This is a genomic window from Gimesia sp. (genome assembly GCF_040219335.1).
Taxonomy (GTDB): domain Bacteria; phylum Planctomycetota; class Planctomycetia; order Planctomycetales; family Planctomycetaceae; genus Gimesia.
Map to the genome: position 1 here is coordinate 217,090 of NZ_JAVJSQ010000005.1, position 14,975 is coordinate 232,064.

6 protein-coding genes are annotated in these 14,975 nt (G+C 51.3%); 4 read left to right on the forward strand and 2 right to left on the reverse strand.

Annotated features, from left to right (window positions below; all coding sequences use genetic code 11):
* Window positions 1–262 precede the first annotated feature (262 nt).
* Window positions 263–1,444, forward strand: coding sequence for a fasciclin domain-containing protein (locus tag RID21_RS04905; RefSeq protein ID WP_350187441.1), 1,182 nt, complete (start codon window positions 263–265; stop codon window positions 1,442–1,444).
* A gap of 93 nt (window positions 1,445–1,537) precedes the next feature.
* Here RID21_RS04905 and RID21_RS04910 read toward each other — a convergent pair whose 3' ends face one another.
* Window positions 1,538–2,158, reverse strand: a complete 621-nt coding sequence (locus tag RID21_RS04910) for a GntR family transcriptional regulator (RefSeq protein ID WP_350187442.1) — start codon at window positions 2,156–2,158, stop codon at window positions 1,538–1,540.
* A 302-nt stretch (window positions 2,159–2,460) separates the two neighbouring features.
* Between RID21_RS04910 and RID21_RS04915 the strand changes: the two genes are divergently transcribed.
* The 3 genes from RID21_RS04915 to RID21_RS04925 all read left to right on the forward strand — a co-directional run bounded on the left by RID21_RS04915 (window position 2,461) and on the right by RID21_RS04925 (window position 11,978).
* Entirely contained in the window at window positions 2,461–7,656 is a 5,196-nt protein-coding gene (locus tag RID21_RS04915; RefSeq protein WP_350187443.1) for a PVC-type heme-binding CxxCH protein, read from the forward strand.
* 433 nt (window positions 7,657–8,089) lie between these two features.
* Entirely contained in the window at window positions 8,090–10,468 is a 2,379-nt protein-coding gene (locus RID21_RS04920) for an ABC transporter substrate-binding protein (protein ID WP_350187444.1), read from the forward strand.
* A gap of 286 nt (window positions 10,469–10,754) precedes the next feature.
* Window positions 10,755–11,978 (forward strand): serine/threonine protein kinase, encoded by a 1,224-nt coding sequence (locus RID21_RS04925; protein ID WP_350187445.1) that lies wholly within the window; start codon window positions 10,755–10,757, stop codon window positions 11,976–11,978.
* Between the two features lie 7 nt (window positions 11,979–11,985).
* Here the strand turns inward: RID21_RS04925 and RID21_RS04930 are convergent, their stop codons facing one another.
* Window positions 11,986–14,928, reverse strand: a complete 2,943-nt coding sequence (locus tag RID21_RS04930) for a protein kinase domain-containing protein (RefSeq protein WP_350187446.1) — start codon at window positions 14,926–14,928, stop codon at window positions 11,986–11,988.
* Window positions 14,929–14,975: the final 47 nt, after the last annotated feature.

Here is a 14,975-nt window from a genome sequence, read left to right on the forward strand (position 1 = left end):
ATGTCGGCTGGTCAAAAACGCCTTACCCGACTTAATGGTCTTGTTTATCAACTTGCTGTTGAGGAACAGTTTCTGGATTAAGCTGAGGGATCAGTCTGCGCCTCTGTCAGGTAATTTCCCAAAATTTGCCTGCGTCGCCGCTTGTCAAAGAGTTCGCTCAATCTAAGGTACCGGTAGTTCGGGAATTGCAGTGGCCACTCATTCTCTCCGGATGCTCAGGTAACAGAGTTGACAATCTCCAGACAATTAAGGAGTCGTTCTGATGAATCTCTTCGTTAAGCAGTGCGCGGCGCTGGCCACCGCCTTCACTGTCATGATTTCGGCCAATTTCACGCACGCCGCTGAAAACAAAAACATCGTTGAAACCGCTGTCGAAGCCGGTTCATTCAAGACGCTGGCGACGGCCCTTACTGAAGCAGATCTCGTAAAAGCACTTGAAGGTAAGGGGCCATTTACCGTCTTCGCTCCGACTGATGAAGCTTTCAGCAAGCTGCCACCGGGAACGGTAGAAACTCTCCTCAAGCCGGAAAATAAATCCAAGCTTGTTGACATTCTGACCTACCATGTTGTCTCGGGTGAAGTGCCTGCAGCCAAGGTTGTGAAGTTAACCGGAGCTGAAACTTTAAATGGTCAGCGAGTCGACATCATGACTAAAGATGGTTCAGTCATGGTCGACGGGGCAACTGTCATCAAGGCTGATATCAAATGTTCCAATGGGATCATCCATGTGATCGATCAGGTAATCTTGCCCGCAGACAAGAATCTCGTGGAGACTGCTTCGGCCGCTGGTAAGTTTAACACACTGCTGACAGCTGCTACCAAAGCTGGTTTGGCAGGGGTTTTGGCAGAGAAAGGGCCTTTCACAGTGTTTGCTCCAACAGATGAGGCATTCGCTAAACTTCCGGAAGGCACGATTGAATCATTATTGAAGCCGGAAAATAAGAAGAAACTGGCTGATATTCTCAAATACCACGTCATTGCTGGTCGTGTGTATTCAGACAAAGCCCTGACCGCAGGCGAAGCGAAAACGCTGCAGGGGCAGAAGGTGAAGATTAGTGCCAGTAGTGGTGTCGCGAAAGTGAATCAGGCTAAAATCCTCAAGACAGATATCGATGCCTCTAACGGTGTGATTCATGTGATTGACGCTGTGATTCTGCCGCCAGAAGGTAAGAAAGTGACAGCTCGTGAAGCTTGTCACCAGATTCGCGAGACCGTTGCTCAGGGGGCTCACTTATACAACTGCGGTCACTACCAGCAGTCAGCGAAACTGTATCGGAAGACAATGCAGTCGATGTTGCAGGATGTGGATGGAATGCCGTCTGATGTCAGTCATCAGATGCACCAGGCGTTAACCTCCTCCAAAAGCATGCATTGTGCTTCGCAGCAGGCCTGGACTCTGCGAAATGCTTTAGACCATGCCTACGCACGGATGTCTGCACTGTAAGTGGTTCCTGGTCAACTTCAGTGAGGTGCTCCCGTGGTCTGTGAAACGTTCCGGACCGCGGGAGAGTTTTTTATTAATCGCCACTTTGAGAACTCAGTCGATATTTGAAATCAGCGCCTGAATGGATGGTTCCAGTTTGCCGGAACGAAACATGGAGACAATCGCCAGGTGTTCATAATAGACCTTCATGGGGTCATTCGGCTTCTGAAAGCCTTCCAGAAAATGCCGCCGCAAGCGGGAGACGAGCGTCAGCCAGATGGTCATCAGACCCTGTTCCGGGGAGCGGGCGACAATCGACTGATGGAATTTGATGTCCAGTTCGGTCAGTTGCAGGAAGTCCTGGTTTTCACAAGCGGCTTTCATCTCAGTGAGCAGGGCTTCCCACTCCGCAAAATCTTCGTTTTTCAGATCATCAAAGATGGATCGGAGAGCGAAGGTTTCCACGGTCTGTCTGAGTGGAATCACAAGTTCCTGCATGGATTTGGATGAGGAAGGTGCCACCCGCATTCCACAGTTGGGTTTGGACTCCACCATGCCTTCATGAGCCAACTGCTTCAGGGCCTCGCGAATCGGAGCCCGACTCACCTCGAAACGCTCTGCCAGACTCACTTCACGTAAGGCGGCGCCCTCTTCGATGCGTCCGGTAATGATTTCCATTCGCAGTTGATCAGCGATGCTGGCTGACGGGTTCGATGTCAGTTCTACCTGGCTCATGGATCAGTTCCATTTCGGTCTGGTGGTCGAAGTAGGTGCTCAATGGGGTGTATTGTATACAAAAACAGTGGGAGAAACTAGAAAGTTCACCTGCGGAATAACGAGAATGTCTCACACAATTCAGGTCATGGGCCTGATTGCGATGTTTTGTCTCTTTGTTGGATTGTATACAAAGTGTGCTCCTCAGGCTTGACTCGACAGTACAGAGCCAACAGACTGGAAATGAAGGACTTTCTGCCTGTGGGAGACGAATCAGGCAGACGGTTCTACGCTCGACCCCTGCTGAAAATGGAGATTTCAAGATGCCCTCTGCTGTTCGTCCCCAAGCTGCTTCTCGCATTCGTGGTTCCCTGGTATGGTCACTGCTCCTGGTTTTGCCTGGTCTGCTGATGGATTATGGCATTTCCCAATCAGCTGAAAAACAGGCGACGCAAACCGGCAATCGACTGGTCTATCTGGATCAGGACGATCCCTACTATGTGTCACTCAATTTTCCCAAACTGACGACCCCTCAGTGGTACGGCGATAAAGAAGTCAAGGCGGTTTGCGTGCTGGCGATCGACGACATGCGCGATGTCCAGAAGTACGAAACCTACCTGCGACCGATCCTGGAGCGACTGAAAGAGATCAACGGTCGGGCCGGAGTCAGCATCATGACCTGCCGCGTCGATCCAAAAGATCCCCACCTGCAGAAGTGGATTCAGGAAGGGGTGAGTATTGATGTGCATACTTACGATCATCCCTGTCCGTTGTTGAAAGATCGAGATTTTGAGAAGGCCAAAGGGACCGTTGAACGGTGCATCGATCTCTTGAACCAGATTCCCAACAGTCAACCAGTGGCGTACCGTATGCCGTGCTGTGATTCACTCAACACAGTCAGCCCCCGCTTCTTTAGTGAAATCTTCAATCAGACTACCCCCGAGGGGAACTTTCTGCAGATCGATACTTCGGTCTTTCAGGTATTTACGGATCAGGATCCGGACCTGCCTAAGGAACTCGTTACCGATCCAAACGGGCAGGGGAGAATCGAAAAATACGTTCCCACAGATCGAGGGTTCGTGAATACGATTTTCAATTACCCCTATCCTTATCCCATCTCGAGGCTCTGCTGGGAGTTTTCCTGTGTGACTCCCAGTGACTGGTCAGCCCAGCATCGTCAAAAGCCCTTTAATCCACTGACGGTTCGCGACTGGACTGCCGTGCTTGATGCAACCGTGGTCAAAGAAGGGACGTTTAATCTTGTATTCCATCCGCACGGCTGGATCAGCAATGAGCAGATCATCAAACTGATTGATCATGCCGTTCAGAAGCATGGATCCGCGGTGCAGTTTCTTTCTTTCCAGGAAGTATTGGAGCGAATGAATCGGCATCTGCTGGCGGGACAACCGCTGCGTAATCAGCAGGGAGCCGACAATGGCGTGCGTCTGCTGGATCTGAATGCAGATGGATTCATGGATGTGATCATCGGCAATGAGCAGGTTCAGAAAACCCGTATCTGGAATCCCCGGCAGCAGGCCTGGAGCGAAACCGGATTTCCCACTCGACTCGTGGCTGCTCCGGATGCCAGGGGAAATCAGGCGATTCGGGGACGGTTCGGAGTTCTAAACGAACAGGTAATCCTGTTGACCCTGACGCCGGAAGTCTCCGCGGCCTGGAAATTTGATGGCAAAACCTGGCAGCCTGCTACCGAGTTACTGGCTGGTTTACCCGAGGGGCAGGACGCATTGTTCACACTAAAAGCAGGCCAGGATCAGGGGCTCCGACTGCGGGATCTGAATCATGATGGTCAGTGTGAACTGCTCGTTTCCAATCCCGGACAGAATGCAATCTACACATGGTCTCCAAAAGATACCTCTTGGAAGAAATTACCCTGGTCTCTTCCTGATTCTGCGTCGATCGTCGACGAACAGGGCCGCGATGCGGGACTCCGTTTTGTCGATATCAATGAAGACGGCTTTGAAGACATGCTGTTTTCGAACGAGAATCACGCTGCACTCTACCTGTTCGCTTCGCTTAAGTCAGGCTGGAAGAAAGTCTTTGATGAGGATCGGGCTGACGACGGGGGACCAGTGCCGATGATTTCGCGCAAGGGAACCAATAACGGAGCCTGGTTCCATTCGAAGCATCTTTGGGTGCAGAACGAAGATACCGCCAAAATGAAACACCTGGTGGCGGGCAAGTCGTTTGAGGAATTACTGGAGGAGCAGGGACCTCAGCCTAAAGATCCGGATGCGGCTCTGAAGACAATTCAGGTCAAACCCGGATTTCATGTGGAACTGGTGGCGTCTGAACCACTGGTGAAGGACCCGGTCGCATTTGACTGGGGGCCCGATGGAAAACTCTGGGTGGCAGAAATGGCTGACTACCCGCTGGGGGTGAATGAATCAGGTACGTTCGATGGACGAATTCGTTTTCTGGAAGATACGGACGGAGATGGTAAGTACGACCGATCGACTGTCTTTCTGGAAGGCGTGGGTTATCCCACGGGAGTGATGGCCTGGCGAAAAGGAGCGATTATCACAACCGCTCCTGAAGTTTTCTATGCGGAAGATACTGATGGCGATGGCAAAGCTGATCACCGCGAATCCCTGGTGACCGGGTTTGCAGAGGGGAACCAGCAGCACCGGGTAAATGGTCTGCGCTGGGGCCTGGATAACTGGGTGTATCTGGCCAATGGTGATTCCGGTGGGGATCTGTTGTCTGTCAAGACAGGAGAAAAACTGAAATTCGGCCGTCGGGATTTACGAATCAAACCTGATACCGGTCAGATGGATCCGCAGTCGGGGCAGACCCAATTCGGTCGTGAACGGGATGACTGGGGGAACTGGTTTGGCAGCAATAACAGTAACCCCGCTTTTCATTATGCATTGGCAGATCATTATCTCCGTCGTAATAAAAACCTGATTGCTCCTGATGCGAAGGTGCAGGTCTCAATTCGTCCCGGGGCGGCAACGATTTTTCCAGTCAGTCGCACACAGGTTCGTTTTAATGACTTCAATAAGGTCAATCGGATCACCTCTGCCTGCGGTCTTTGTTTTTATCGCGATGATCTACTGGGGGAGGAGTTCACGGGGAACTCCTTTATCTGTGAGCCGGTACATAACCTGGTACATCGCGAAATAGTGAAATCGAAAGGGACGACCTTTACCAGCCAGCGGGCACAGAGCGAACAGGATTCCGAATTTCTGGCATCAACAGACAACTGGTTTCGCCCTGTAATGGCCCGCACAGGACCAGACGGTGCGCTCTGGGTGGCCGACATGTATCGGCATGTCATTGAACATCCGCAATGGATTCCCAAAGAGATGCAGGAAAAACTGGACCTGCGCGCCGGAAAGGAACAGGGGCGGATTTACCGGATCGTTCCAGATAAGGCATCCGTACGAACGTTACCCCGTCTCGATCAGCTTTCCCCCTCTGATCTGGTTCACCAACTGGAAAGCCCGAATGGGACACTGCGTGATATGGTTCAGCAGTTGATTGTGACACGCAGCGACAAGTCTGTTGTCCCTGATCTGAAGCAGATGGTTAAGCAGGGAAAATCGCCGGCCGCGCGTCTGCATGCACTTTGTACGCTCGATGGACTGGACGCGATCACCGAAGATGTTCTCCTGGCGGCACTGGCTGACAAACACCCTGGAGTCCGCCGCCATGCGATTCGCCTGAGCGAGCCATTTCTGAATGAGTCACCTGAACTGGGGGATCGTGTGCTGACATTGGTCGGGGATGTTGATCTGCAGGCGCAGATGCAGTTGGCTTACTCACTCGGAGAATGGAATTCAGCCAAGGCGGGATCAGCCCTGGCTCGTCTGGCTATGGCACACGATCAGGATGTTTTTCTGCGGACAGCGATCTTGAGTTCCGTAGTACCACATCTGGATTCCTTTACCGCCACTCTGTTTGAAGAATTACAGGGGAAGCAGCCACCGTTACAGATTCTGAATTCTCTGGTAATCATGGCGATGTCCGCTGATCAGCAGGATGTGCTCGCAGATATTTATGAGCGAGTTGCACAGTCAGGGAAAAAACAACGTTGGCAGACCTGGCAGTTCGAGGTGATGGCAACGTTATTGCAGTCCCTGGCTCGCAAAAATCAGAGCCTGCCCCAATATGCAGGGAAAGCCAGCCCCCGACTGCAGAAGATACTGGAACAACTCAAGCCACTGTTTCAAGCGGCACGAACGATCGCCGCTAATGAAACAGCAACAGTCAGTTTACGCAGGCAGGTCCTGCCACTGCTTGGACATGGTTTTGCGCAGCAGGCTGAAGATCTGGTACTGTTGTCTGAGATGTTATCGCCTCGAAATCCGCGGATCATACAGAGTGCCGCTGTGGCAGCGCTCTCACAACGAGGCAATTCGCAGACAACAGAACTTATGCTGGCACGTTGGAAAAACTATGGCCCGGGTTTACGCTCTGAAGTGTTGAGCTCCCTGCTAAGTCACAAGGCAGGAGTGCAGTCTGTTCTGGAAGGATTGAAAGACAAAACAATCTCTGCAGCGGACATCGATGCTTCGAGTCGACAGCTGTTGTTGAATAACAAGGATCAGCAAGTCCGACAACAGGCTGAGAAGCTGCTGGCTGCTTCACTTGATTCTAATCGTGCCAGGGTCGTCAAAGAGCACGCTGAGGTGGTCTCACTGTCTGGAAACACTGAAGCGGGGCATCAGGTGTTTGTGAAACGCTGTGCTGTCTGTCACCAGCTCAACAATGAGGGCAAGCCAATCGGTCCAGATCTGACAGCCCTGACAGACAAATCGCCTCAGGCCATGCTGACGGCGATTCTGGATCCGAATCGTGCCGTGGAGAATAAATACATCAGCTATCTGGCTGTAACCGAAGACGGACTGACATTTAACGGATTGCTGGCGTCCGAGAGTGGCGAGAGCATTACGCTGGTGCAAAGTGATGGCAAGACGAAGACGCTGCTCCGCACTGATCTGGAAGAGCTGATCAGTACCGGAAAGTCACTGATGCCCGAGGGGTTGGAAAAGGATATGACGCCTCAGAATCTCGCGGATGTGATCGCGTATTTGAGTTCAACAAAATTACCCAGAAAAACATTTCCGGGCAACGAACCGGCTGTCGTTGTCGCGGAAGCTTTGCGCGGCGACTACTTTTTGACCCCTCAGCTGGCAGAAATCTATGGTTCTACTCTCAAGTTTGAGAGCAAGTATAAGAATCTCGGATACTGGCAAAGTGAGAATGACCGGGCAGTCTGGATGCTCGATGTCCCTCAATCAGGCGCGTATGACGTCTATCTGGAATTTGCCTGCCCTCCCGGGCCAGCCGGTAATCGTCTTTTACTGGAAACAGGGGGAGAACAGCTATTCTGGACTGTGCCCTCCACGGGAACCTGGGATGTCTATCAGAATCGCAGAATTGGCACCATTACTCTGCCTGCCGGAAAGACCCGCCTGACGGTTCAGAGCCAAGGCAAAATTAACAATGCCTTACTCGACCTGAAAACCGTCCGTCTGCGCGTCTCCAGCAGGTAATCACGTGTGGTCTGATTCCCGAATAAGCATCACTCTGATTCGCAGAGTGTTGCGATCGCAGGGGTTATACGGAATGTGCCAGCTCCTAATTTACGCGCTGACAGTGCCTGGAAATACAAGCTAATTCACAAAAACTCAGTGAAAAACAGATGGCATCTCCAACATTCTGCCGTTATTGGGGGTAGAAAAGAGGTGCTGAGACTGCACATTCCTTCGGGTCACTGAGTTTTCGTGAATAATCATCTGAGAATAAAAAAAATCGATTGCGTAAATTTTTTTTATGAACGATGATTCTGTATATCTATCAAGATCTCCTTGATATTCGCTGATCCTGATCTGATCAAAAGAATATGTCGGGTGGCGGGCACCCCCGTGGGGTTACTTTTAGTCGTAACCAAATGATTGAGGCTTATGGTCTCAGGAAATTAGAACCGTGTCGGACGAAGGTTTTAAAGATCCCCTGGATGGTGAAGAAACTGTGGACGAATTTCCTCCGGTCAATGTAGATGAAGAAGAGACTGTCGATCAGTTTCCCCCCATTGATATCAAGGAAATCGACAAAACTGTCATCGGTGTCGACAGTGCCGCCAGTAAATCTGCTCAGCAGATGGGAGGCCCCTCCGCAGAGAAAGCAGCTGCCTGGATTGGCAGGAAACTGGGAAAATATGAAATTACCGGTTTCCTGGGTCAGGGCGGTATGGGGGTCGTCTATCGTGCTTACGATGATACCATCGGCCGCGAAGTCGCCATCAAGCTTCTGCCGGCTGAATTAGCCTCCGATAAAAATATGCTGGAACGGTTTCTGGCTGAAGCCCGGGCTGCCGGTCGCTTGACGCATCCTCATATTGTCTCGATTCACGATATCGGGCAGGAAGGGGATGTCCATTATATCGTCATGGAACTGATGACCGGTGGCAGCACCGACGATCATCTGGAGACTATCGGCCCCTATTCACCCCTTCAGGCAACACGCATTATTGCTGATGCCTGTGAAGGTCTGATGGTGGCTCATACTTCGGGGCTGGTACACCGGGACATCAAACCCGGGAATCTTTTGCAGTCCCGGCATGGCACGATCAAGGTCGCTGACTTTGGTCTGGCGAAACGGGTTGTTCAACAGTCACACCAACTGACTCAGGACGGGCAACTCATCGGGACGCCTTACTTCATGAGCCCCGAACAATGTGAGTCTAAACCAGTCGATTTACGCAGTGATATCTATTCCCTGGGCGCAACTTACTACACTCTACTGACGGGCGATCATCCCTACGAAGACGCGGGCAGCATCGTACAGATTATGTATGCTCACTGTCATGCCGATCTGCTGGATCCTCGGAATGTCAACGCACAGATCCCGGAAAAATGTGCCGCCATCGTGCAGAAATCCATGGCGAAGAAACCGGAAGATCGCTATCAGTCCGCCCAGGAAATGCTGGTTGATCTGAAAGCGATCACGGCCAATTCCGAGAAGTACGGCGATACCACTGTCCTCAGCCAGGCAGAACTGGACCGGTCACATGCAAAGCCCCAGGAGTCTGGTGGCTGGCGGAAAAACGTATTCAATGGTGTCGTGTTCCTGGTAACCTTTTTACTTTTGACACTGGTTCCGTGGTATTTCTGGAACGGAAATCAAAATCAGGAAGCGGGAAAATCGGTCGCACCCCAGGCAAATGTCGGACCTTCCGGAGAGGGAGTAACAGCAGATAAAATTCTGCTGGGAACCTCGACAGCTATGACCGGAGCCAACAAGGAACTGGGCAATAACATGGTCATGGGGATGCAGGCCTGTTTCAAGCGAGTCAACGATGAAGGAGGCATTGGGGGGCGCCAGATTGAACTCGTGGTCAAAGACGACGGGTATGAACCCGATCAGGCCCTCGCAAACATGCAGCACTTGTTTGAAGAAGATCAGGTTTTCGCGGTAATTGGAAATGTGGGAACTCCTACAGCGAGAGCATCGGTCCCGTATGCGAATGAGCATCAGCATCTGTTCTTCGCTCCTTTTACCGGTGCACAGGCCCTCCGCCGTGATCCACCTGATCGTTATGTATTCAACCTGCGAGCCAGTTATGCCGATGAAACTGCATCCATGGTGCATTACTTTGTTGAGAAGCAGCGCATTGCTCCTGATAAGATCGCAGTCTTTGCACAGAACGATTCATTTGGCGATGATGGCTTCGCCGGCGTAGCCAAGGCACTGGAGAAGTATAAGATCCAGCCGGAAAATATTCTTCGCGTAGGCTATGACCGGAATACAACTCAGATCACCGATGCGGTCGAGCAGATTGTCCAGAATCAGAACCGGGTAGAGGCACTGATTATGGTAGCGACATTCAAGCCAGCCGCACTGATGGTTCAGCAGCTCAAAGATCGCAAGCTGAAGATCCAGACCGCAGCTGTCTCGTTTGTCGGTAGTGAACTGCTGGCCCAACAGTTCAAAGAAATGGGGGCCAAATATGCAGAGGGCGTAATCGTCACTCAGGTTGTCCCCTACTATCTTTCTAGTGCAACAGGGGTCTTACGCTATCGCGATTCTCTGAAAAAGTATTACCCGCTTTCCAAACCAGGATTCGTATCGCTGGAGGGATATCTGGCAGCTGAATGTCTGGTTGAAGGTTTGAAAAAACTACAGGCGTCAGGAAAGGCGGTCTCGACGGAGAATCTGATTGACGCCCTGGAGCAGATCAAGAATCTGGATCTGGGGATTGGGCCGATCATCAATTTCGGTCCCTCACGTCATCAGGCTTCAGATCGGGTCTGGGGGACAGTCTTGGGAAAAGACGCTCGCTATCAGGAGCTGGAACTGGAATAGGCTACCCGCCGCTGGTGCGAGGGAACTACGAGGCTTTGCGAAATCGTCTGTTTTTTCAGTAGTCCTGCTCACTGTCAGAGCGTTATCAGCTCTACGGGCCCGCTTATGATCTTGTTTTCTCCCCACTTGTGTGTCATAAGTGACCTGCCAGAAAGCAGATAAGCCATTTCAATGTCTTAGTTTTGGCTGAATCTGTGCCCCACAGTCTCATTCTTTGAATCCCCGTATCATGGGCCGATTTGAATCGAGGCTAAAAAGCAACTCCGGACGCTCGTGAAGGTTCATCATGAATACTGAGCTATTAACGCAAAGAATCGGCACTGCTGGGACTCACTCGGGATACTGTACGCTTGAGGAACTGGCAACTCAATTTGTGGATGAATATCGTCGCTGGCTGAATCCCTCGATCGATGACTATGCCGATAGCTATCCAGAATATGCTACAGAAATCCGGGAGAGTTTTCCTGTTCTGATTGCGATGGAAGAATGGAAGGGGAATCAGGAAATCGACTGTCTTAAACAGCAGTCAGCTGATTGTCTGAAGCTGAGGCAACTTGGAAACTGCAAGTTGATTCGCGAGATGAGTCGCAGTCGCACCGCCCTGTTTTTCGAGGCAGTGCAGGGAGCACAAAGACGACCGGTGGCTGTAAAGTTGATGCCCTGGAAATCGGAATTGACGCCGCGCTGGCGGGACCGGTTCAAACGGGAAGCCCATCTGACATTTCGCTTGCAGCATAAAAATATTATATCCATCTACAGTACCGGAGAAGACCAGGGTTATTCTTACGCTGTGCTGCAGCAGGTACAGGGAATTGGTCTCAATCAGGTAATCGCCTGTTTCTCTGGTTCTGCTTCGTCTTTAACGGGGGACCGGGATGAATCACAGCAAAATATGCGACAGATACAGGCTGTAACACATGCATTAGACATTGATCGCTGGCGGGTATCGGCGTCGATCGCACTTCAGTTATCTAATGCGTTACGCTACGCTCACAATCATGGGGTATTGCACAATGATTTTCGCCCGGAGAATGTTCTGGTGAATGCAGACTGGGACTGTTGGTTGACCGGGTTCGCCCTCCCTCAGTTTGCAGAAGGGGCATTGAAACAACAGCAGACTCTGACCTTACGCAATCAGTCTCCTGATCGCTTAAATGGCGTAGTCAACGAACAGAGTGATTTGTACTCTCTGGGAATGACTCTTTACGAATTAGTGACAGGTATCCCGGCTTTTAGTGCCCGAAGCAGCAGTGAGTTGATTGAACTGATCATGCATTCGGAACCCGCAAGACCCTGTGAACTGGTTAAAGATATTCCAACAGATTTTGAAAACATCATCTTGAACTGCATCTCCCCTGTCGCCCAGCGGTATCAGTCAGCAGACGAGTTAAGCATTGATCTGGTACGTTTTCTCAATGGGAAAAGCGTGCGGCGTCGCTTGAGTCGACGGTCCACTATGTGGGGGAAATGGTCCCGCTTCTGGGGTAAGTCAAAAGATTCGTCAGGTTAGGAAAGTTCTAACGAGGCGGACGTCGGCCATTGTTTTGACCGGGGCCGCCCGCCCGAGGAGGGCGACGTTCATGAGGTGGACCGTGACCGGGTCTGCCTGGGCCTGGTCCAGGGCCGCCACGATTCGGCTCAGGATGATTCTCTCGAAAATTATCCAGATTCAATTCGGGAAACTGCTGCTCGAATTCTTTCTCATATTCATCGAACTTATTCCACATCAGCCAGCTGTCGACATCAGAGCCGGTCTGATGGTAGAGCAGTGCCAGTTCCTCAGAGGCGTCGATGATCCCAGCCAGCTGTTTGGGAGGACCAGGCTGTTTTTTCCAGGCGGGTTCCAGAATCTGGAGTGCATGCTTATAAAGCGTGATCGCTTCCTCGGTGTTTCCTTTCTTGCCGACGATCATCGCCAGTTCGAGTTCAAATTTAGCCAGCCACTGATTGTGCTCTGCTGATTCAGGAAACTGTTCTGCCAGTTCTTTTTGTAATCGCAGTGCCGTTCGCAGAGACAGTTCTGCCGTATCATGAGACTGACGAGTATCAATTTCCGGTGAATGATTTCTCGTGAGAATATCCATCGCATGTGCCAGTTTATTGTGCGAATGAATCAGCGAGATTTTGTACTCGGGAATGGTTGGAGAATCAGTGACCAGTTGAGTCGCATGTTGAATGGCGTTCTTTAAACGTGAAATCACTGTCTCGGTGATATCGCTTGCATGGGCATTGCGAAGTTCGACACGTTCATAGGATTTCACCAGGGCATGCCGATAGTCGGAGATGTTAGGGTGCTCTTTAACCAGATTTTCCAGAATGCTGTATATGCGTGCCTGCTTGAGACGGTCCGATTCTGATTGAGGAATCTGGTCCGGAATCTGTTCCTGGAGACAGAGTGCCAGCAGATAGCGATATTCGGGTCGGGTCTGGTCTGAGGCAATCAACTGTTCCAGAATGTCGATGGCCTGCTGTAATTGAGCCGCGTTGGGGTTCTGATCAGGCTTGAGACGTCGTTTGGGACTCCGATAGTTACCGCTTTGGATTGCCTCGGGGCGGGATTGGCGGGCATTTAAAAAGTACGTACGTGCCAGTTCAAAACGCAGGTCAGACTGATCCTGGTTTTGTGCGATCGCTGTCTCCAGTAATTTGCGAGCAGTTTCGTGAGACGTTTTGGATTCGGAAAGCTGGTCCAGATGACTGTGAATTCGACCAATTTCATTATATAGAGTCGCGATCGTCAACGTTTTAGCTTCACTAAAATCCTGCTGGTATAGTTCCAGCGATCTCTGATAGGCAGCCAGAGCAGCCTGGAAATCACCCAGCCGTCGATGGATATCGCCGACTTTATGCTGCGCGTTGGCCGCTTTGAGTCGAAATTCCTGTTGCGATCCAGTCGACTTTGCCAGCTCCTCGTAGAATGGAATCATGCCCGCAAGAAGATCTGCGGATTCGCGGGAGAGCACTGGCTCAGAGTAATCCGCGGGAGCGCTGGTCGTTTCAGAAGAATGAATCCGACTCGGTACAAAGCGGTCGAAGACACGGTCGAGGGTGGCCGTGGCCAGTTGCGCTGAAGCTTCTGCCTTTTTCCTCTCGCGACGTTCTCGTTCAAATCCGACAGCCAGTGTCACACCCAGCAGAAGCAGTAAACTGAATGCGATCCCGGAGAGACTGGCAATTGCTGGATTCCGACAGCTCCAGCGCCAGAGGTGTTCCAGTAGATGGACTCGTCTGGCGCGAATGGGACGGTTCTCCAGGAAGAGATTAAGATCCTCTGCCAGCTCACTCGCTTTCTGATAACGGTGTTTTGTATCGGGAGCGATGGCTTTGAGAATAATCGTTTCCAGATCACGGGGGATGGTTGGATCGATACGGCGCAGGGAGGTGATCGCGCCCTGCGTGATCTTCTCGATCATCTCATGGCGGCTGGTGCGTTCAATCGCAAATTGCCGGGTCAACAGTTCGTAGAGAGTGATTCCCAGTCCATAAATGTCACTCTGGCGGCAGGTGTCTCCGCGAAACATTTCGGGGGCCATATAGCCCAGTGTGCCGGCGATGTCTGTGGATTTACTCAGATCATTCTGTTCTGCGACCCGCGCCAGACCGAAGTCTGTGATACAGAGCAGGCCGTCATAATCCAGAAGCAGATTGCCGGGCTTAATATCCCGGTGCAGTATTCCACGGTCATGTGCATATTGCAGTGCGCTTGCAACTTGAATTCCCAGAGCAGCGATTTTGTAGGGAGAATCAACATATTTTTCGAATTCCAGGTCAGCGACTTTGTTTTCCGTTTTAAGTGTTAAGTCATTCGAACCGCTGTCACTGGAAGAACAGATGACTGTTTCCTCACCGCTAAGTGAGATCGTCGCACCAGGAGACTTGTTCGTTTTGAGACCTCTACCGGCAACTGTAGCGACAATTTTCTGAGTCAGTTCATCCAGGCCGATACCTTCGATCAGTTGCATAACGTAATAATGAAAGCCGCCATTCTCACCGACACCATAGACGGGAACAATGTTGGTATGGTGCAGAGAAGCTGTCAGTTCGGCTTCACGTTGAAAGCGTTTAAGCTGTTTTTCATCCAGCAGCAGATGTCGCGGGAGTAATTTTAAGGCAACCCGTCGATTCAATGATTGCTGGATGGCCTCATAGACAACGCCCATACCTCCACGACCGATTTCCCGGACAATTTGAAAATCCCCTAATTGCTCGGGAACCGAAGCACCTAACGAGACTTTGCTGGGAGCGGGCTCTGCATACTTACCCCCTTCCAGTGCTGCGATCGCGGGAAAGAACTCTTCAATTTCAGCGGAGAGCTCGGGATATTGATGACGATATTCCGCTACCGTGGGATGCTCACCCAGTCGGATCCGCGCAATAAACTCTTCCGCCAGCTGTTCCAGGTCTGCTGGTCCGGGAGGCCTCAGGTTCTTAATCGAGCGATCTGATTCGGGGGATAGCATTGCCCAATGTCCTGTCGATTACCATCTACGATGAGACAGATAAAGAT

Coding starts and splice junctions, on each gene's coding strand:
- RID21_RS04905 (WP_350187441.1), top strand. CDS start 263: ATGAATCTCTTCGTTAAGCAGTGCGCGGCGCTGGCCACCGCCTTCACT.
- RID21_RS04910 (WP_350187442.1), bottom strand. CDS start 2,158: ATGAGCCAGGTAGAACTGACATCGAACCCGTCAGCCAGCATCGCTGAT.
- RID21_RS04915 (WP_350187443.1), top strand. CDS start 2,461: ATGCCCTCTGCTGTTCGTCCCCAAGCTGCTTCTCGCATTCGTGGTTCC.
- RID21_RS04925 (WP_350187445.1), top strand. CDS start 10,755: ATGAATACTGAGCTATTAACGCAAAGAATCGGCACTGCTGGGACTCAC.
- RID21_RS04930 (WP_350187446.1), bottom strand. CDS start 14,928: ATGCTATCCCCCGAATCAGATCGCTCGATTAAGAACCTGAGGCCTCCC.